We start from the raw sequence: 20,956 nt of genomic DNA on the forward strand, positions 1-20,956 counted from the left end.
CCGAACTAAGGATCTGTAATGTCAACTGAGATTAAAGCCCCCGTTTTCCCGGAGTCGGTCGCAGAGGGTACTGTTGCGACCTGGCACAAGCAGCCCGGTGAAGCCTGTTCACGCGATGAACTGATTGTCGATATCGAAACCGACAAGGTGGTTCTTGAGGTGGTTGCGCCGGCGGACGGCGTCATTGAGGAAATCATCAAGAACGAAGGCGATACCGTTGAAAGCGGTGAGGTAGTCGGCAAGTTCAAGGAAGGCGCTGCGGGTGAGTCCAAGCCTGCCGAAGGCAAGAAAGAAGAGAGCAAGGCCGAAGCGCCCAAGGAAGAGGCCAAGAGCGAGGCTTCGTCCGGTGAGGCGATCCTGAGCCCGGCTGCACGCAAGCTGGCCGAGGAAAACAACGTCGATCCCAACGCCATCAAGGGCACCGGCAAAGACGGCCGTGTGACCAAGGAAGACGTGCAGAACCACGTGGACAGCGCCAAGTCCTCCGGCGGTGCCGCTGCGCCCAAGTCGACGGCCGGCATGCCGGAAGTGAACGTTGCCCAGGGTGAGCGTCCCGAGAAGCGGGTACCCATGACCCGTCTGCGCGCCAGCATCGCCAAGCGCCTGGTGGATGCCCAGCAGACCGCGGCCATGCTGACCACCTTCAACGAAGTGAACATGGCGCCGATCATGGAACTGCGCAAGCAGTACCAGGACAGCTTCGTGAAGCGTCACGGCATCAAGCTGGGCTTCATGTCCTTCTTCACCAAGGCGGCTACCGAGGCGCTGAAGCGCTTCCCGGCGGTGAATGCCTCCATTGATGGTAACGACATGGTGTACCACGGCTACCAGGACATCGGCGTGGCGGTATCCACCGATCGCGGCCTGGTGGTTCCGGTCCTGCGTGATTCCGACGCCATGGGCCTGGCCGACATCGAGAAGAAGATCGTCGAATACGGCACCAAGGCGAAAGAGGGCAAGCTGGCCATCGAAGACATGACCGGCGGGACCTTTACCATTACCAACGGTGGCATTTTCGGGTCGCTGATCTCCACGCCGATCCTGAACCCGCCGCAGACAGCCATCCTGGGCATGCACAAGATCCAGGAGCGTCCGATGGCCGTCAACGGCAAGGTGGAAATCCTGCCGATGATGTACCTGGCGCTGTCTTACGACCACCGGATGATCGATGGCAAGGAAGCGGTGCAGTTCCTCGTTGCCATCAAGGAAATGCTTGAGGACCCGGCACGTATTCTGCTGGACGTCTGAGCCGACCTTTAACGAATCGGAAAACGGGATTAATTATGTCTGATAAGTACGACGTCATTGTCATTGGTGCGGGCCCGGGGGGCTACGTTGCGGCCATCAAGGCGGCGCAGCTCGGTCTCAAGACCGCGTGTGTTGAGTCCTGGACTTCCAAAGACGGCAAGTCCCAGGTTCTGGGCGGCACCTGCCTGAACGTGGGCTGTATTCCCTCCAAGGCACTTCTGGAGATTTCCCACAAGTTTGAGGAAACCACCCACGACTACGAGATGCAGGGCATCATCGCCAAGGATGTCAAGATGGACATCGGCAAGATGATGGAGCGCAAGGGCGGCATCGTTAAGCAGCTGACCGGGGGCATTGCCGGTCTGTTCAAGTCCAATGGCGTCACCTCCATCCACGGGCACGGCAAGCTGCTGGCCGGTCGCAAGGTGGAAGTGACCGACAAGGACGGCAAGACCAAGACCTACGAGGCCGAGAACGTGATTCTGGCCACCGGCTCCAAGCCGATCCAGATTCCGCCCGCGCCGTTTGACGGCGAGTACATTGTCGATTCCGAAGGCGCCCTGGAGTTCACCGAAGTGCCCAAGCGCCTCGGCGTGATTGGTGCCGGCGTTATCGGTCTTGAGTTGGGCAGCGTGTGGGCGCGCCTGGGCTCAGAAGTCACTGTTCTGGAAGCCGTGGATACCTTCCTGCCGGCGGTTGACCAGCAGGTCGCCAAGGACGCGCTCAAGCAGTTCCAGAAGCAGGGCCTGAACATTGTCATGGGTGCCCGTATGACCGGCGCTGAAGTCAAGCGCAAGCTGGTCAACGTGACCTATGAAGATTCCAAGGGCAAGCAAGAAGCCAAGTTTGACAAGCTGATTGTTGCCGTTGGCCGTCGTCCGTACACCGACAACCTGCTGTCCGAGGATTCCGGTGTTCAGATGGACGAGCGCGGTTTCATCTTCGTTGATGACAACTGCAAGACCGAGGCCCCGGGTGTCTGGGCTATCGGTGACGTGGTGCGTGGCCCGATGCTGGCCCACAAGGCGTCTGAAGAAGGCATCATGGTTGCCGAGCGTATTGCCGGGCACAAGCCCCAGGTAAATTACGACTGCATCCCGAACGTGATCTACACCTCTCCGGAAGTGGCCTGGGTCGGCAAGACCGAGGAACAGCTCAAGGCTGAGGGTGAGGAATACAATGTGGGTACGTTCCCGTTTGCCGCCAATGGTCGTGCCATGGCTGCAAACTCGGCGGCTGGCCTGGTCAAGATCATCGCGGACGCGAAGACTGACCGCATCGTCGGTTTTCATGTAGTTGGTCCCCAGGCCTCTGAAATCGTTGCCCAGGGCGTGATCGCCATGGAATTCGGTTCCAGCGCCGAAGATCTGGCCCTGACCTGCTTTGCACACCCGACTCTGTCAGAGTCCGTGCACGAAGCAGCACTGGCCGTCGGTGGTGGCGCGATTCACATCGCCAACCGCCGCAAGAAGAAGTAACGCAAACCAGGAATTCTTTAATTCGGGACATTAACTATGAATTTGCACGAATATCAGGGCAAACAGCTTTTTGCTGAATATGGCCTGCCGGTATCCAAGGGCGTTGCCTGTGACACGCCGAAGGAAGCGGTTGCGGCCGCCGACGAAATCGGCGGTGACGGCTGGGTGGTCAAGGCCCAGGTTCACGCAGGTGGCCGTGGCAAGGCTGGCGGTGTAAAGCTGGTCAAGAGCAAAGACGAGATCCGTGAGTTTGCCGAGAAGTGGCTGGGCAAGAACCTCGTTACCTACCAGACCGACGAGAAAGGCCAGCCGGTCAGCAAGATTCTGGTTGAATCCCTCACCGACATCCAGGAAGAACTGTACCTGGGCGCGGTTGTTGACCGCGGTACCCGCCGCATCGTGTTCATGGCGTCTACCGAAGGCGGCGTGGAGATCGAGAAGGTTGCCGAAGAGACTCCGGAAAAGATCCTGAAGGCCGAGATCGACCCGCTGGTTGGCGCACAGCCTTACCAGGGTCGCGAGCTGGCGTTCAAACTGGGCCTCGAAGGCAAGCAGATCGGTCAGTTCACCAAGATCTTCCTGGGCCTGGCCAAGCTGTTTGAAGAGTGCGACCTGGCACTGGTAGAGATCAACCCGCTGGTTATTACCCCGGCTGGCGACCTGCACTGCCTGGACGCCAAGGTTGGCGTTGACGGCAATGCACTGTACCGCCAGAAGAAGATCCACGAGATGCACGACCCTTCCCAGGAAGACTCCCGGGAAGCGGAGGCGGCCAAGTGGGAGCTCAACTACGTGGCTCTGGAAGGCAACATCGGCTGCATGGTTAACGGCGCTGGCCTGGCCATGGGCACCATGGACATCATCAAGCTTTCCGGTGGCCAGCCGGCCAACTTCCTGGACGTTGGCGGCGGTGCGACCAAGGAGCGTGTCTCCGAAGCGTTCAAGATCATCCTGTCTGACTCCAACGTCAAGGCGGTTCTGGTCAACATCTTCGGCGGTATCGTTCGCTGCGACATGATCGCCGAGGGCATCATCGGTGCCGTGAAGGAAGTGGGTGTGAAAGTGCCTGTTGTGGTTCGTCTTGAAGGCAACAACGCTGAGAAGGGTACCCAGGTACTCGCCGACAGCGGTCTGAACATCATTGCCGCCACCAGTCTGTCGAATGCGGCAGAGCAAGTCGTTAAAGCCGCAGGGGGTAAATAATGAGCATCCTGATTAACAAAGACACCAAGGTTATCTGTCAGGGCTTTACCGGCGCGCAGGGCACCTTCCACTCCGAGCAGGCCATTGCCTACGGAACCAAGATGGTCGGCGGCGTAAGCCCGGGTAAGGGCGGTACCGAGCACCTGGGTCTGCCGGTTTTCAACACCGTGCGTGACGCCGTTGAAGCGACCGGCGCGGAAGCCACCGTGATCTATGTACCGGCGCCGTTCTGTAAGGACGCCATCATCGAGGCTGCCGATGCAGGCATTCAGCTGATCGTTTGTATTACCGAAGGCATCCCTACCATCGATATGCTCTACGCCAAGGAATACGTGGATCGCAAGGGCGTGCGCATGATCGGTCCGAACTGCCCCGGTGTGATCACTCCGGACGAGTGCAAGATTGGCATCATGCCTGGCCACATCCACAAGAAGGGCAAGGTGGGCATCGTGTCCCGCTCCGGCACCCTGACCTACGAAGCGGTCAAGCAGACCACAGACTTCGGCTACGGCCAGTCTACCTGCGTGGGCATCGGTGGCGACCCGATTCCGGGATCCAACTTCATCGATATCCTGAAGCTGCTGCAGGAAGACCCTGAAACCGAAGCAATCGTGATGATTGGTGAGATTGGTGGTACCGCTGAAGAAGAAGCGGCTGCCTTCATCAAGGAAAACGTCACCAAGCCGGTGGTTTCCTACATTGCCGGCGTAACAGCGCCTCCTGGCAAGCGTATGGGCCACGCCGGTGCGATTATCTCCGGCGGTAAGGGCACTGCAGACGAGAAGTTTGCCGCCCTCAACGACGCCGGTGTTAAAACTGTGCGCAGCCTGGCCGAAATCGGCAAGGCACTGAAGGAAGTCACCGGCTGGTAAGCGGTCTTTCTTTCAGGAAAAACCCCCGTTTCTGCCCTGCAGAGCGGGGGTTTTTTATTTATAATGCCGGGTCGCCTGGACTATGATGGCGGTTCCGATACCAAATAAGGAGTTCGTGCTTTGAGTTCTGTAGATTCCCAGCAACGGGTTTTGTCCGGCATGCGTCCGACCGGCAAGCTTCACCTAGGCCACTATCACGGTGTCCTGAAAAACTGGGTGAAACTCCAGCATGAATTCGAATGCTTTTTCTTTGTGGCCGACTGGCACGCGTTGACCACCAATTACGACGACCCCTCCGGTATTGAACAGAGTGTCTGGGACATGGTCATCGACTGGCTGGCCGCCGGTGTCAATCCCGGCTCCTCCACCATGTTCATCCAGTCGCAGGTACCGGAGCATGCGGAACTGCACCTGCTACTCTCCATGATCACGCCGCTGGGCTGGCTGGAGCGGGTGCCTACGTTCAAGGATCAACAGGAAAAGCTGCGGGAAAAAGACCTGGCCACCTACGGATTCCTGGGGTATCCGCTGCTGCAGAGCGCGGATATCCTGATCTACCGGGCGGGGAAGGTACCGGTGGGTGCCGATCAGGTGTCCCACGTGGAGATTACCCGGGAGATTGCCCGCCGGTTCAACCACATCTACGGCAGGGAGCCGGGCTTCGAGGAGCAGGCTGAGGGCGCCATTGTCAAGATGGGTAAGAAGAACGCCAAGCTGTATCGCAACCTCAAGAAGCGGTATCAGGAAGAGGGTGATATGGATGCCCTGGAGACGGCCCGCGCCCTTCTGAAAGAACAGCAGAACATCTCCCTGGGCGATCGCGAGCGGTTGTATGGGTACATCGAGGGCGGCGGCAAGGTGATCCTGCCGGAGCCGCAGCCGCTGCTGACGCCCGAATCCAAGTTGCCGGGACTGGACGGCCAGAAAATGTCCAAGTCCTACAACAACTACATTGGCCTGCGGGAAGAGCCCGACAGTGTGGCCCAGAAGATCCGGACCATGCAGACGGACCCCCAGCGGGTGCGCCGCACTGATCCGGGCGAGCCCGAGAAGTGCCCGGTCTGGGGTATGCACAAGATCTATTCTGACGCAGACACCCAGGAATGGGTGCAGACCGGTTGCCGAAGCGCCGGGATCGGCTGCCTCGACTGCAAAAAGCCCCTGATCGACGCGATCGTCGAGGAGCAACGCCCGCTGCATGAGCGGGCAAGAGAGTACGAGGGCAATCCGGATCTGGTGCACTCAATCCTTCAGGAAGGCCGGGAGCAGGCGCGGGACGCGGCCCGCGATACGCTCGAAGAAGTACGGGCTGCCATGGGGCTGCACTACCGCTGAAGGCCTGATCCACGCTGCAATCGGGGCGCGAGGCGTTCTGGCATGATGCCGTCATGCAGGGAGAAGAGATGACCGACGAATCCACAGAGCAGGTCCGCCCGGAAGCCGGCGAGCCGGCGTCGGATCAGGCGCCGCTGGCCCGGGTGTCCGGCAAGCCGGTGGTGGATCTGCCCAAGGATCTCTACATACCCCCGGATGCGCTGGCGGTGTTCCTCGAGGCTTTCGAAGGCCCCCTGGACCTGTTGCTGTACCTGATCCGTCGCCAGAACATGAACATCCTGGACATCGACGTCAGTGAGATCACGCGGCAGTACATGGATTACATCGGCGCCGTTGAGGCCATGCGCTTCGAACTGGCGGCGGAGTATCTGGTGATGGCCGCCACCCTGGCGGAAATCAAGTCCCGGATGCTTCTGCCCCGTCAGGAAAGTGACGATGAGGAAGAGATCGATCCCCGGGCGGAGCTGATCCGGAGACTGCAACAGTACGAGCGGTTCAAACAGGCGGCCGAGGACATTGACGAGCTGCCACGCATGGAGCGGGACACCTTCGCCGGTTCGGCGGCGCTTCCGAAAATGCCCTCCAGCCAGCCACACCCGGATGTCGATTTGCGGGAGCTGCTGCTGGCGTTGCAGGGCGTTCTGAAGCGTGCAGACCTGTTTACCAGCCACCATGTTGAACGAGAAAAATTGTCGACCCGGGAACGTATGTCCGCGATTCTCTCGGCGCTGCAGGATGACCGGTTTGTGAGCTTCGAAAGCCTGTTCACCCCCGAAGAAGGGCGCCTGGGTGTTGTGGTGACCTTTCTGGCCACCCTGGAACTGGTCAAAGAGCAGCTGATAGAGGTGGTGCAGGCAGAAGTGCTCGGGCCGATTCACGTGCGGGCCCGGGCCGCCAGTTGAGACAGCCCCATTCGATGTAAGCCGCGAACCACGGATTGACGACCATGAACGAAGAACATCTTCTCAGAATCCAGGCCATTACCGAGGCAGCCCTGCTGGCGGCAGGCAAGCCGCTGTCGCTGGACCAACTGCGGGACCTGTTCAACGAGGATGAGCGGCCGGCCCGGCAGGTCATGGAGCACGTCATGGTTCTGCTTGAAGCGGCCTGTGAGGGACGGGGCTTCGAGCTTCGCAAAGTGGCCAGTGGTTATCGCCTGCAGGTCCGCGAAGAGTTCGCGCCCTGGGTAGGCCGACTGTTCGAGGACAAGCCCCAACGGTATTCCCGGGCGCTTCTTGAGACCCTCGCCCTGATTGCCTATCGCCAGCCCATTACCCGAGGCGAGATCGAGGACATTCGGGGCGTTACGGTAAGCAGCAATATCATTCGCACCCTGCTTGAGCGAGAGTGGGTGCGCGTGGTAGGGCACCGGGACGTGCCTGGTCGGCCTGCCATGTACGCAACCACCAAGCAATTCCTGGATTATTTCAACCTGACAGGGCTGGATCAGATGCCACCCCTGTCGGAAATCCGGGACCTGGAGGAGATCGGCCGGGAGATTGAAAAGAACATGCAGGCCGAGATCGAGTTTGATTCGCCCGGGGCTAAGAACGCTGCCCAGGACGACGGCGATGACGAATCGCCCGGTGAGACACTTCACTGATACCAGACGGGTATCGGTCAGAGACTAAGGATTGATTCATGGCGGCAGATCGCCCCGAAAAACCGGCGCGAGCCGGTCAGGATACACTCAGCCATACCGGCCCAGAGCGCGTTCAGAAGCTGCTGGCCCGGGCCGGCGTCGGTTCCCGTCGCGAGGTCGAGGGCTGGATGGAGGCTGGTCGCCTTACCGTAAATGGCCAGCCCGTGAGCCCCGGCCAGAAAGCAACGGTGGCTGACCGGTTCGAACTTGATGGCAAACGCCTCGACGTGGGCGGCGCTGCCGACGTTATGCGTCGTGTGCTCATCTACAACAAGCCCGAGGGCGAGGTGACCACCCGCAAGGACCCCGAGGGGCGGCCGACGGTTTTCGATCGCCTGCCAAGGCTCCGGGAGCATCGCTGGATCTCCATTGGTCGCCTCGATATCAACACCACCGGGCTGGTGCTGTTCACCACCGATGGCGAACTGGCCAACCGGCTGATGCACCCGTCCAGCCAGATCGACCGGGAATACGCCGTTCGGGTCTTCGGCGAGGTCGACGACGCCATGATTGAGCGGCTACTCGAAGGCGTGTTGCTCGAGGACGGCATGGCGAAATTCTCAGACATTACGCCAGCCGGCGGCAGTGGCATGAATCGTTGGTTCCATGTCACCCTGCTGGAAGGGCGGAATCGGGAAGTGAGGCGCCTCTGGGAGTCACAGGGCGTTCGTGTCAGCCGCCTCAAGCGCGTGCGCTATGGGCCCATTTTCCTGCCCAGTCGATTGACTCTGGGCAAGTGGGAAGAACTGGATCAGAAAGCGGTTGATACCCTCAGCCGGACCGTAGGTCTGGCCCCGGTGGAGATTCCCCAGAAAACGCCGAATGAGCAGGCTGCCCATGACCGGCAGCGCCGAAAGAGCCCCGGGCGGGCTGGCAAGAAGGCTCCGGGCAACAAATGGGCGGTCAGTGATGCACCCCCGGCGAAGCGATCGGGGCGGGCATCCGCAAGGCCGCGGCGACCGTCACCGAAAGGCTGACGGTCAGGAAATACTGGCAAACAGGCGGGTGCAGTTCCGGCCGTGGCTTTTGGCCTGGTACAGGGCGGCATCCGCCCGTGCCACCCAGGCCTGGGTAGACTCTCCGGGCAGACAGGTTGCCACGCCGCAACTGGTGGTAACCTGGAGTTCTTTTTCGCCGGTATCTACCCGAATCGTGGCGATGGCTTCCCGTATTCTCTCCGCCACTTCCCGTGCCGCCAAATCATCGGTGTGTGGCAACAGGATGGCAAATTCCTCACCTCCAAAACGGTAAACGCTGTCAGACGTTCGCACCGAGCGCTCGAGTTCTGTGGCAGCCACCTGCAGCAGATGGTCGCCCACCACGTGGCCGTGGGTGTCGTTGACCGACTTGAAATGGTCCAGATCGCACAAAATCAGTGAGTAGGGCTGGCCGTGGCGCTCGGACAGCTGCCCGGCCTGCCTGAGCGCGTCATCCAGGGCCCTCTTGTTAGGAACGCCTGTCAGGGAATCTGTGAGTGACGCCTGTTCGATTGCGGCATACTTGCAGGCGTTTCGAATCGGGCAAATGGCGGCGCCCAGGAGTATCTCAATGCCTTCGAGTTCCTGTTCAGTGAAGCGCTGGCGCCTCTGCAGAATCAGAGTGCCGTAGCATACGCCCTCCAGTGTCAGGCGATACTCGCAACGATGGGGCCCGCCCATGCCTGTCGCGTAAACAAAATCCTGGTTACCGATGCGGTGCCGGTAATTCATCGTGCCAAAGGGCACGATCTCGTTCAGTTCCGCGGCGAGGATCGCCAGCTGCTCTTCCAGAGACAGGGTGGTAGCCAACCTCCGGGTGAGCCGGGTGAGCACATCCGATGTGGTGTTCCAGTCCTGATGCGCCTGACGCAGGGCGGCCAGTTTCTGGGGCTGGGAAGTGCGCTCTTGAATTGATGGAATGTGTTTCAAAGTGGTCCCTCTGTCGAGGCTATAACAAGGCTTTGAGCTCATGAAAAGCAGAAACTGTGCCTATAATTTAATGACCAATGAAAACAGGTGGTTAGGAATTTAATCTAAAGTTGGTTCTGGATTTTGTCGCGGGCAGGGGCGCGAGGCGTCAAAAACACGGCATTTGATTGCCGCGGTTTGATAAACCGCTGGCAAAATGTCCCGCAAGGGGATGGGGCTGCCAGAACCCTGTGGTAAACTCCTGCGTTTGCAATTGTGCCGTCTGCAGAAGCGAGCGATCCATTCTATGAGGTTCCAGGCCCCGGAAAGTCTGTCCGAACAGATTGCCCAGCATCTTGGGCAGCGAATTATTACGCGGGATCTCAAACCCGGCGAGCGTATTCAGGAACTGAAGGTGGCCGGCGAGCTGAACGTCAGCCGCGGTTCCGTGCGGGAAGCTCTGCTGATCCTGGAGCGCCGGCATCTGATCGAGATTTTCCCCCGGCGTGGCGCGGTGGTCTCCAGTCTGACGGTGGACAGCGTCAACAGTCTCTACGACATCTACATCGAATTGCTTTGCATGCTGGGCAGAAAAGTCCTGGAGTCCCGGTCGGGCCGCGAACTCGGCGGCGTTATGGGACAGGTTCGCGAGGTTCAGGCTGTGATTGACGCCCTCAATGCCCCGGGCACTGACGCCGCCGAACAGGTGATCGATGCCGGTTTCGGGGTTATGCGCTACGCCTACGGCCTCGTGGAAAACCCGTTCCTGGAAGAGACCCTGGAGAACTTTCGTCCCGCCATCAGCCGGACCTACTTTGTGGCTCTGGAAAACTTCCGGGAGGAGATCGCTGACACAGCAACCTTTTTCCGGCAGCTTGCCGAGGCGGCGGTCAGCGACGACATTGATCAGCTCGAGGCCGTTATCCGTGCCTTTGGCGAGCACCAGCGCCAGCAGGTTCTGACCATTCTCCATCAGGAAGAGGGTGCCTGAGATGCGGCTCAAGTCGATCAAGCTGTCGGGTTTCAAATCCTTCGTTGATCCTACCACGGTGCCTTTTCCCTCCAACATGACGGCCGTTGTCGGCCCCAACGGCTGTGGCAAGTCCAATATCATCGATGCCGTGCGCTGGGTGATGGGCGAAAGTTCCGCCAAGTACCTGAGGGGGGAGTCCATGACCGACGTCATCTTTAACGGCTCCAGTGCCCGCAAGCCAGTTGGGCAGGCGTCGATTGAACTGGTGTTCGACAACAGCGATGGCTCGGCCCCGGGTGAATTCGTCCGGTTTAATGAAATCTCCGTGCGCCGGCGAGTCTCCCGGGAGGGGCAGTCCGAGTATTTCCTGAACGGTTCCAAGTGCCGTCGCCGAGACATCACCGATCTGTTCCTGGGTACCGGCCTGGGGCCGCGCAGCTACGCCATTATCGAACAGGGCATGATTTCCCGGCTCATTGAGGCCAAGCCCGAGGAACTGCGGATTTACATTGAGGAAGCGGCGGGCATTTCCAAGTACAAGGAACGTCGCCGGGAAACCGAGAACCGCATACGCCGGACCCAGGAAAACCTGGAACGCCTGACCGACCTGCGAGAAGAATTGCACCGACAGCTTCAGCACCTGGAGCGCCAGGCCGCCGCGGCGGAAAAGTACAAGGCCTACAAGCAGGACGAACGCCAGAAAAAAGCCGAACTCACGGTCCTGCGGTGGCAGTCGCTGGATAACGACCTCCAGGCCTGGCGGGGCAAGATCCGTGACACCGAGCTGGAGCTGGAAAAACTGCTCACCGAGCGGGTGAGCCTGGAAACCTCGCTGGAGTCCCTCAGGGAAAGTCACCAGGACCGTACCGAGCATTTCAACCGCGCCCAGGCCCGTTACTACGAGGCCGGCGCCGACATCGCCCGTATCGAACAGAGCCTGGAACACCAGCGTGAGCGCAGTCGCCAGATGGCGGCCGAGCTGGACCAGGCATTGGCCAACCAGCGGGAGCTGTCGCGGGAGCTGGAACAGGACGAAGAGAAACTGGCCGGTATCCAGGAAGAACTGGACATGATGGAGCCGGAACAGGAGGCGCTTGCCATCCGCTCCGAGGAGTCCGGAGAGAAGCTCCAGCATGCCGAGGATGCCATGAGTGACTGGCAGCACCGGTGGGAAGAGTTCAGCGCCCGATCCTCGGACGCAAGACGCCAGGCGGAACTGGCCCAGTCCCGCATCCGCTCACTTGAGGACGCCATAGAACAGCTACTGGCTCGCCAGCGCAAACTGCGCGATGAGCAGGAGCTGCTGGAAGGCCAGATGGATCGTGCCGAGCTGGAAAGCCTGCTGGAGCAGCAGGAAACCCTGGAGCTCCAGCGGGAGGAGGCGGCCGAGCGCATCGCCGCCATCCAGGACGAACTGTACGATGCCCGGCAGAACCAGAAGGAAGCCGAGCAGGCAGCCGCCGGGGAACGCCAGCGGGTACAGAGCCTGCGGGCCTCCCTGGAGTCCCAGCAGGCGTTGCTGGATGAGCAGATGGGTGCTGGTGATGATGTGTTGCAGGGCTGGCTGTCCCGAAACGCGTTGAGCGACAGCCCCCGGGTGGCCAGTGAACTCACCATTGAAGACGGCTGGGAATTTGCCGTGGAGCAGGTCATCGGCCGTTTTACCCAGGGACTTTGCCTGCCGGATCTGGACGCCCTCTCTTCGTCGCTCGATGAAGCGCCCCGGGGCCTGGCGCTGGTTGGCGGCGGCTCGGCGACTGTACATGACTCTGGCGGCCTGGCGGAGAAAGTCTCTGGTGTGCCGGCGCTGTCTGGTCTGCTCTCCGGTATTCGCGCGGTGGAATCCCTGTCAGAGGCGCTTGGTATCCGATCGAAGCTTCAGCCCGGCGAAAGTGTCATCACGCCTGACGGCGTCTGGATGTCCGCCGACTGGGTGCTGATGCCGGATTCGGATGCCGGGCAGGTGGGCGTGATCGAGCGGCAAAAGAAAGTCTCCGCGCTGGCAGAACAGTTGAGCCAGGCGGAAGCGGCCCTGGAGGCGGCCACCGGGCGCCTGGAAGACCTGGAGGAGCGGGCTGAACGCTCCGAAGCCGCCCGTGACGACGCCCAGGCGCGCCTGGGTGAGTGTGACCGGGAGCTGAGCGCTTTGACATCCCGGGTCAGTGGTTTGAAGGCGAGGGCGGAACAGATAGAGGCCCGGCTGCAGCGCATCCGGGAGGATCTGTCGGATGTGGACGACAGCGTTTCCGGCCAGAAGGAGAGCCTTCAGGACGCCCGCGAGGAATGGCAGCAGGCGCTGGCAGCTAGCGAGGACAGCGATGAAGAGAAGGAGCGCTTGCTTGAACAGCGGGATGGCCTGCGGGAAAATCTGGACCGTTTGCGCCAGGAGGCCCGCCACGATAGAGACCATGCCCATCAGCTGCAACTACAACTGCAGTCCCTGAACAGCCAGCGCGATGGTCTGAAACAGACCATCGAGCGCATGCAGCTCCAGAAGGAACGGATCGACGAGCGCCTGGAGATTCTGCGGGAGTCCCGCGAGAGTGCCGAGGAGCCTATTGAAGACCTGCAGATGCAGCTGGAAGGGTTACTGGACCGTCGTCTTGCCGAAGAAGAAAAGCTGTCAGCCGCCCGTGACGCCCTGGAGGACATTGACCGGGAAGTCCGGGAGAAGGAGCAGGGCCGAAGCCGCACCGATCATCAGATCCAGGATGTGCGTTCTCGGCTGGAAAAACTGAAGATGGAATCCCAGGCCCTGGAAATCCGCTCGGGCAACCACATCGACCAGCTCAAGGAGCTGGATGTCAAACTGCAGGATGTGCTGCAGCAGCTGCCCGAGGGTGCCAACGAGAAGGAGTGGGCCGAGGAGCTGGAGCGGATCGGTAACCGCATCCAGCGTCTTGGTGCCATCAACCTGGCCGCCATCGAGGAATATCAGGTGCAGAGCGAGCGCAAGACCTACCTCGATGAGCAGCACGAAGATCTGATGGAAGCGCTGGAGACCCTCGATAACGCGATTCGCAAGATCGATCGCGAGACCCGGCAGCGCTTCAAGGAGACCTTTGACCAGGTCAATGGCGGCCTACAGGCGCTGTTCCCGAAGGTCTTCGGTGGCGGCAATGCTTACCTGGAGTTGACCGGCGAGGACCTCCTGGAAACCGGTGTGGCGATCATGGCGCGGCCTCCTGGCAAGAAGAACAGCACCATCCATCTGCTGTCGGGCGGCGAGAAAGCCCTTACTGCCATCGCCCTGGTGTTCTCGATCTTCCAGCTGAACCCCGCGCCCTTCTGTATGCTGGACGAGGTGGATGCGCCGCTGGACGACGCCAACGTTGGCCGCTACGCCAATATGGTCAAGGAGATGTCCAAACAGGTCCAGTTCATCTACATTACCCACAACAAGATTGCCATGGAGATGGCCGACCAGCTGATGGGCGTTACCATGCACGAGCCCGGATGCTCCAGGCTGGTCTCGGTGGATGTGGACGAGGCGGCAGCGCTGGCGGAGGCATAGGGCTGATTATCGGCGCGCCAACCATGACAATAACGCCATCTGGGCCCGGTGTGCGTTGTATTCATTACGGGCTTTTCTTAGAGTAGCAACGTTACGGGATCTGCAAACAGGACAGCAGCACTATGTCACTTAGGGAATGGTTAATTGCCATCGGTACCCTGCTTATCATCGGCATTGTTTTGGACGGACTGCGCCGCATGCGTCGTGCCCGCAAGGAATCCATGGCGATTTCATCTGGCATGGGCGCCGACGACCTGGAAGATTCGCCACTGGATGATGAATACAACCCCGAACTTCCGAACGGAGGTGCCCGCACAATTTCCCGGAACACGCTCGAGGAGCGGGGTTATGTGAAACGGGAAAAACCCAGCCGGTTCGCTGCCCCCAAGCCAAAGCCCACACGTCCTGTCACTGCGCCGGCTGATAAACCTGAAGAGCCCCAACCGTCGCCTGAGCCATCCGGCGAGCAGAGAGATGACGCCCCGGACGATCCGCTAACGAGCCGGGAACCAGACGACACCGAACTCGAATCCGGTTGGGGGGCGGTGGAAAGTGCAGATGAGACTGCCGACGAGAATCAGCATGAAAGGGCACCTGAACCCGAAGCAGAGGCGGTACCACCAACGGTAACCACGGAAGTGGAAGAAGACACCGCAAGGCGAGCGCCCTCACGCCGTGAAAGCGGGCAGCCGCTGGCGGGCGCCAACCGTCCCGAGGCCAGGGAAGTGGTCGTGATTAACGTTCTCGCCCGCAAGGGAGAAGAGTTCCAGGGGCTGGCCCTCAAAAAGCTGTTTGAGGCTTGCGGTCTGGAGCACGGGGACATGGACATCTACCATCGGCACGAGCAGGCGGACACCACCAGTCCGGTGCAGTTCAGCGTTGCCAATGCGGTGGAGCCGGGCACCTTCAAGCCCGAGGATATGCCGGCCATGGCAACTCCTGGCATCAGTTTCTTCATGAGCATGCCAGGGCCTTCGAACGCGATGCAGGCGTTTGATTTCATGCTTGAAACAGCGCAGTGCGTGGTTCGCAACCTCGGGGGCGAGCTGAAGGATGAACGCCGCAGTGTGATGACGCCCCAGACTATCGAGCACTGCCGCCAGAGGATCCGGGAATTCGAGCGCAAGCAGCGCTCCAAGAAGGCATGAGCCCGGGCAAACCCTGATGAACACCAGAAACGTATAAATGCCCGGTCCGTACCGGGCATTTTTCTGAGAAGCGAGAACGCCAGCCAATGAGCAGAGCCACGCCAGACGTTATCCAGCGTGTTGAGGAACTCCGGTCCGCCATCGACGACCATAATTACCGTTATTACGTGCTGGATGATCCGCGCATACCGGACGCCGAGTACGACCGCCAGTTCCGCGAGTTACAGAACCTGGAGCGGGACTACCCAGAGCTGGCGTCGGACAATTCGCCCACCCGTCGTGTTGGCAGTTCCGCCGAGACCAGCTTCGAGGAAGTGGTTCATCGCCTGCCCATGCTGTCCCTCGACAACGCTTTCAGCGAAGACGAGCTGAGAGACTTTGATCGGCGAGTCCGGGAACGGCTCGGTGTAACGGAAGACATCGAATACGTCTGCGAGCCCAAGCTCGACGGGCTGGCGGTAAGCCTGCATTACGAAAAAGGCCAGCTCACACGGGCCGCCACCCGCGGCGATGGATACAGCGGTGAGGACATTACCGCCAACATTCGCACCATTCCCTCGGTACCCCTGACCCTTCGAGGTGACACGGTGCCAGACCTGGTGGAAGTCCGGGGCGAGGTCTATATGCCTCGCAGTGGTTTCGAAAAGCTCAATCGAACGCTTGCGGAGCGTGGAGAGAAAACCTTCGTGAACCCGCGCAATGCTGCTGCCGGCAGTTTGCGCCAGAAAAAATCCACGGTCACCGCCAGACGGCCGCTGGAAATGTGCGCTTACAGTATGGCCGTCATGGATGAGAGCCTGCTGCCGGATACCCAGTGGGAAGGTCTGCAAAGAGTGAAGGGCTGGGGCTTCCGGATCAATCCGGAAATGCGGCGGGCTCGTGGGGTAGAGGAGTGCCTTGAGGCGTATAACGAGCTTATGGGCAAGCGCGATGAGTTGCCCTACGAGATCGACGGCATTGTTTTCAAGGTAAACCGGCTGGATCAGCAACAAGCCCTCGGGTTCGTTTCCCGGGCGCCGCGGTGGGCTATTGCCCAGAAATTTCCGGCCCAGGAAGAGCTCACCGTTATCGAGGATGTCGAATTCCAGGTTGGCCGCACCGGGGCGGTAACGCCGGTGGCACGGCTCAAGCCGGTGTTCGTGGGCGGCGTCACTGTGAGCAACGCGACCTTGCACAACATGGACGAGATCCGAAGGCTTGACGTGCACATCGGCGATACCGTGTTTATCCGGCGCGCCGGCGATGTTATCCCCCAGGTGGTCAAGGTGGTGCCGGAAAAACGTCCTGCCAATGCGCGCGTTGTTGAACTGCCGGCCCACTGCCCTGTGTGTGAATCCGATGTGGTGCAGATTGAGGGTGAGGCCGTGGCCCGCTGCTCCGGCGGCCTGTTCTGTCCGGCCCAGCGCAAGGAAGCCATTCGTCATTATGCCTCCCGCAAAGCCCTCGATATCGAGGGCCTGGGGGACAAGTGGATCGACATCATGGTGGACCAGGGCATGGTCAAGACGGTGGCCGACCTGTATCACCTGACCGTCGATGACCTGGTGAAGCTGGACCGTATGGGCGAAAAGTCCGCCGCCAACCTGGTCCATGCCATTGACCAGTCCCGGCGGCCGGTGCTCTGGCGTTTTCTGTACGCCCTTGGAATACGCGAGGTCGGCGAGGCGACCGCAAAAGGACTGGCGGCCCATTTCGGCACCCTGGAAGCCATCGCCGAAGCCGACGAAGAGACCTTGCAGACCGTGCCGGATGTCGGCCCCATTGTCGCAGGGCACATCCACAGCTTCTTCGAGCAACCCCACAACCGGGAAACCCTGGATGCCCTGCGCGATGCCGGGGTTGAGTGGCAGGAAGAAGAGATCCGCCAGGGCGAACGTCCGCTGAACGGCCAAACGTGGGTGCTGACCGGTACGCTCTCGGCGATGACCCGGGACCAGGCCAAGGAAAAGCTCGAGGCCCTGGGCGCGAAAGTGTCCGGCAGTGTCTCCAAGAAAACCGCCTGCGTGGTGGCCGGTGAGGCGGCCGGATCCAAGCTTACTAAAGCGGAACAGCTGGGTGTTCCGGTCCTGGATGAGACGGGGCTGGTGGAACTGCTGGAGAAACACGGTTCCGGGGCAAGCTGACCGAATCTGAGAACTCGCGCAGATCCACTGCGGAGCAAATTGGCTACCATGGCGTTGTTCTGTAACGGTGTGTAAACCGCCCGGTTTCCGTGGGGCGGTCGCCGCCACAACAACAACGTAAACGGATTTCTTCATGGGCGCCGATCTTTCCCCTCGCATGTCTCCTGTTCACCGTATTGCCGTTGCTTTCCTCATCGTGGTGGGGCTGGCCGGATGTAAAACCGAGAAAGATCCCGACCAGCCCACCATCCTCGGCGTGCCGCCCACGTCTGCCTACCTCGGCGTCGAGTATTACTACAACTTTGGCGCCTATGGTGGCGAAGGCATTCTCGATTATTCGCTCACCAACGCCCCGTCCTGGCTGGCCCTGGAAGACACCAGTAACAAGGCCCGTCAGGGCATTATCATGCGAGGGGTTCCCGGGCTCACCGGGGGCAGCCGAGGAGAGGCGGATCTCGGCAAGACCACCGGGATCAACCTGGTGACCACCGATGGCTCCAGCTTCGGCACCCAGCCGTTCGACATTGATGTCAAACAGAATCTGGTGTCGCTTGAGGTGGAGGCGTTCAAGGAAGGCGAGAGTGGATCTGCCAGCGCCAGCAGCTCAAACCACTGCGCGCTCCCCGACCTGTCAAACAAAGGCGAGCACACCTTTACCATCAATCTCTACAACGATGACGGCTCGGTATCGGGCACTGAGGATGTCACCGCCACGACACGGCGAGTGTATTCCAAGGTGCTTCTGGACAAGCCTTCGGTTACCCGGGTGGCCATCGCCTTTGAGCTTCGCTCTGAATACGACGCCACCAACTGCGAACAGGGCTTCAACCCTCCGCACCAGAACTGTGACCACAGCGCGGCCAACCTGGGTGATGCCATTCCGGGCAAGGATATTGTCGGGTTGGGCAGCGGCAGCCTGCCGCCACGGGCGGAATCCGAGCAGCGGGAAATTGATTATGTTACCTATGAGCAGGATGAGAACGGCTTTTACACCCGGGGAGTGATAACGCTCGAGCCGGGTATTACTGAATGCTACATCCCGCTTGAGGTGATTGATGACGGTTTTCCGGAACAGGCGGAGTCCCTCGAACTGGCCCTGACTGAGGTGCGCTCCGGGCTGGCCGGCCTGGGCAGCTCCAACGAAGGCATCGATATCAACCTCTCGATTGAGGATAACGAGCCGTCGCTGGCCCTGGAAACCGTCAACGGTGGGGTACGGGATGCACTGAACGTGGGAGGTGTTCGTGAATACGTGGCCAGACTGAGTGGTGAACGGGACCGGACCATTTACGCCAAACTGACTGACACAGAAGACTCATCCGCGCGCCTGAACTCGGAATTCGTTATTGAGCGGCGGGAAGGTAGTAACTGGGTAGAAAACGATGAACTGGTGTTTCCGGAGGGGACCGACGAGGTGCCGTTCCGGATTCGCGTGCCTGAAGGCAGTTACTCGAACCCGGACTTTGTCGACCGGTTCATCCTGCTGGGTATCAACAACGATTACCAGGCCGGGCGGGAGGATTACGCCCGGGCCCAGTCCGAGAACCTGATTCGCATCAGCCTGAATCAGCTTACGTCGCCACTGGTGCTGAACAATGCCGACGGCTTTGTGGCCACCGATTTCGCCATGGGGCATAACGGCCGAAGTTTCGTGGCTGGGTACGATAGCCAGGACAATGACCGGGTGCAGGTACGGATCTACGATCAGCGCGGCAACCAGCTTCAGCAGGTTGTGGTATCGTCCGTCAGCGACAGCCTGGTAGAGCCGGCTGCGGTGATCAGTACGGTACGGCGAAAGGTCTCCGAGGGCGATACCAAAGTCGACCGCTTCGAATTCGTTGTGTCCTACAGCACCGACCAGCCGGTTGCCGGCACTAGCCAGCAGGGAGCCGCCGATGCGGTAACTTCGCTCTACTGGTACGACAGTGCCAGTAACGGTGGCGAATACGTCGAGACCTGGACAACACGTACCGGCACATCGGGAAATGACAACGTGCAATGGGCGGGCATCGATGAGGAGGGCGGTTATGTGGTGCTGGCGGGCGAAACCGATGGCACCTTTGATGGCCAGACCGCAGCTGGCGGTGTGGACAGTTTCCTCCAACGGATCGATACACAACTGGATGGTAATTCCCAGGTGCCGGTGGTGGCCTGGACCCGCCAGGCTGGCTCAGGTAATGACGACGAGGTGGCGGGTGGTAGTACGGAATCGGTTACCCCGTTGTTGTTTGGCTCCGCGTCCGGCTCTGTGGGTGGCGCTGCGGTAATTGGTGGCATTGATGCGTTTTTCTACAACACCCAGAGCGGGGGCGGCAATCTGAACGTGTACCAGGTGGGTTCAGATGCCGATGAACCGGTCTCAGATGGCCTGCTGTTTGGCAATCTGCTGTGGCTGACCGGCAGCAGCACCGGCCTCTACGGGGTCTCGAATCCTGACGAGGGCGACCCGGAACTGACCCGTGAACAGACCGACAGCGATGCCGGATTCCTGCTGGGTTACTCCACCATTGGCCAGGTGCGACAGGCGTTCTCGCTGAATGATGACAATGACACTGCAAAGGAGGAACTGCTGGCACTGGCCGGATTCGATGGTGATCTCGTTGTTGCGGGGAACTCAGACGGCGATTTTGCCAGCGAGGCAGCCACCTCTGGCCAGAACCAGGCCATCATCGCGCGTCTGCCAGTAGCCACGGATACCAACACCAGCAGTGCTGCTTTCCGAAACTGGCGTTATCAGCTGGCGGCGGATAATTCCGGATTCCTGGCCGTGCAAACCTATCGGGATGATGAAATCGTAACGCTGGCCCGGCTGGGCAGTGATTGGCGATTGCTGGTGTTCAGCCCGGAAGGGCAGTTGCTGACGCCCTTGCCCTAAACGGTGCCTTCGTGGCGGCCGGCGTTGGCGTAGAGGCGAAGGTAGTCTGTGCTGGTCACGATACCAGAGGCGGCACCCCGCTCATCGACCACCAGTGCGGCGTTCAACTGATGGGCCAGCATCAGCCTGGCCAGTTGGTGGGCGTCTGTTTCCGGGGAAGCGGTGAGAAAAGCCGGCAGCTCGATATGAACAAAGGTCTGGCTCATGGCATCGGCATGGTTTTCGTGCAGCCAGGCCAGGAGCCAACGCAGGTCGATCAGGCCCGCGACATTGTCGTCAGCGGTGATGACCAGATGGTGCACCTGATGTTCATCCATGACCGACAAGGCCTCGGCGATGGTTGCCGTTGCTGGCAGGCGGTAAAGAGCAGGTGAGGCAATCTCCGACACTGGCAGATACGGCCGCTGTTCCCGGCGCTCTCCGGCGGCTGCGGCGCCGTACTCCTGAAGCGCCCGGTAGCGTCCCGCATTGGCTGCTGCCTGGAACTCGGCGTCGGTGGCTTCACTTCGGCCAGGGTTAATGGCATGGGTTTCCGTCAGCTCGGTCACGTCATCGACGCGCCTGGCCCGAAAGGCTTCCGGAAGCCGGGTTCCGACCGGTCGGCCCGGTTCGCTGACGAATATGGACATGGACTTTCTCCGTGAACAGGTTTCTATAGC

Annotated in this window: 15 protein-coding genes; 13 read left to right on the top strand and 2 right to left on the bottom strand. The window is 60.4% G+C overall.

Translation table 11 applies throughout. The features are described from left to right. Positions 1-18: 18 nt before the first annotated feature. The 8 genes from odhB to rluB all read left to right on the top strand — a co-directional run bounded on the left by odhB (position 19) and on the right by rluB (position 8,755). Positions 19-1,248, top strand: coding sequence for a 2-oxoglutarate dehydrogenase complex dihydrolipoyllysine-residue succinyltransferase (odhB, locus tag AC0J1C_RS07985; RefSeq protein WP_473046346.1), 1,230 nt, complete (start codon positions 19-21; stop codon positions 1,246-1,248). 35 nt (positions 1,249-1,283) lie between these two features. Next, the gene (gene lpdA, locus AC0J1C_RS07990; protein ID WP_091984974.1) at positions 1,284-2,726 is read left to right on the top strand and encodes a dihydrolipoyl dehydrogenase; all 1,443 of its coding nucleotides are present in this window, start codon (positions 1,284-1,286) and stop codon (positions 2,724-2,726) included. A gap of 36 nt (positions 2,727-2,762) precedes the next feature. After that, complete coding sequence (gene sucC / locus AC0J1C_RS07995) at positions 2,763-3,929, top strand: ADP-forming succinate--CoA ligase subunit beta (RefSeq protein ID WP_091984976.1); 1,167 nt, start codon at positions 2,763-2,765, stop codon at positions 3,927-3,929. Further along, positions 3,929-4,801 carry a succinate--CoA ligase subunit alpha gene (gene sucD / locus AC0J1C_RS08000; protein WP_091984979.1) on the top strand — a complete coding sequence of 291 codons (873 nt, stop codon included), beginning with the start codon at positions 3,929-3,931 and terminating at the stop codon, positions 4,799-4,801. Before sucC ends, sucD begins: the two co-directional genes overlap by 1 nt. A 120-nt stretch (positions 4,802-4,921) precedes the next feature. Then, positions 4,922-6,136: a tryptophan--tRNA ligase gene (locus tag AC0J1C_RS08005; RefSeq protein ID WP_473046347.1), complete on the top strand. Its 1,215-nt coding sequence runs from the start codon at positions 4,922-4,924 to the stop codon at positions 6,134-6,136. A gap of 68 nt (positions 6,137-6,204) precedes the next feature. Then, entirely contained in the window at positions 6,205-7,038 is an 834-nt protein-coding gene (locus tag AC0J1C_RS08010) for a segregation and condensation protein A (RefSeq protein ID WP_473046348.1), read from the top strand. Between the two features lie 44 nt (positions 7,039-7,082). Next, positions 7,083-7,739 (top strand): SMC-Scp complex subunit ScpB, encoded by a 657-nt coding sequence (gene scpB, locus AC0J1C_RS08015; RefSeq protein ID WP_091984984.1) that lies wholly within the window; start codon positions 7,083-7,085, stop codon positions 7,737-7,739. A gap of 38 nt (positions 7,740-7,777) precedes the next feature. Then, positions 7,778-8,755 (top strand): 23S rRNA pseudouridine(2605) synthase RluB, encoded by a 978-nt coding sequence (gene rluB, locus AC0J1C_RS08020; RefSeq protein ID WP_091984987.1) that lies wholly within the window; start codon positions 7,778-7,780, stop codon positions 8,753-8,755. A gap of 3 nt (positions 8,756-8,758) precedes the next feature. Here the strand turns inward: rluB and AC0J1C_RS08025 are convergent, their stop codons facing one another. Next, positions 8,759-9,685, bottom strand: coding sequence for a GGDEF domain-containing protein (locus AC0J1C_RS08025; RefSeq protein WP_473046349.1), 927 nt, complete (start codon positions 9,683-9,685; stop codon positions 8,759-8,761). 286 nt (positions 9,686-9,971) lie between these two features. Between AC0J1C_RS08025 and AC0J1C_RS08030 the strand changes: the two genes are divergently transcribed. The 5 genes from AC0J1C_RS08030 to AC0J1C_RS08050 all read left to right on the top strand — a co-directional run bounded on the left by AC0J1C_RS08030 (position 9,972) and on the right by AC0J1C_RS08050 (position 20,297). Next, entirely contained in the window at positions 9,972-10,655 is a 684-nt protein-coding gene (locus AC0J1C_RS08030; protein WP_473046350.1) for a GntR family transcriptional regulator, read from the top strand. A gap of 1 nt (position 10,656) precedes the next feature. After that, positions 10,657-14,151, top strand: coding sequence for a chromosome segregation protein SMC (gene smc, locus AC0J1C_RS08035; protein ID WP_473046518.1), 3,495 nt, complete (start codon positions 10,657-10,659; stop codon positions 14,149-14,151). Between the two features lie 122 nt (positions 14,152-14,273). Continuing rightward, a complete protein-coding gene (gene zipA / locus AC0J1C_RS08040) occupies positions 14,274-15,299 on the top strand; it encodes a cell division protein ZipA (RefSeq protein ID WP_473046351.1) in 1,026 nt (341 codons plus the stop codon). Positions 15,300-15,385: 86 nt separating this feature from the next. Next, positions 15,386-17,422, top strand: coding sequence for an NAD-dependent DNA ligase LigA (ligA, locus tag AC0J1C_RS08045; protein ID WP_473046352.1), 2,037 nt, complete (start codon positions 15,386-15,388; stop codon positions 17,420-17,422). Positions 17,423-17,555: 133 nt separating this feature from the next. Then, positions 17,556-20,297: a hypothetical protein gene (locus AC0J1C_RS08050; RefSeq protein ID WP_473046353.1), complete on the top strand. Its 2,742-nt coding sequence runs from the start codon at positions 17,556-17,558 to the stop codon at positions 20,295-20,297. On the opposite strand, the gene AC0J1C_RS08055 is transcribed toward AC0J1C_RS08050, so the two are convergent. Next, entirely contained in the window at positions 20,294-20,926 is a 633-nt protein-coding gene (locus AC0J1C_RS08055; protein ID WP_473046354.1) for a CBS domain-containing protein, read from the bottom strand. The genes AC0J1C_RS08050 and AC0J1C_RS08055 overlap by 4 nt on opposite strands. Positions 20,927-20,956 lie beyond the last annotated feature (30 nt).

This window comes from Marinobacter sp. E2 (genome assembly GCF_055755345.1).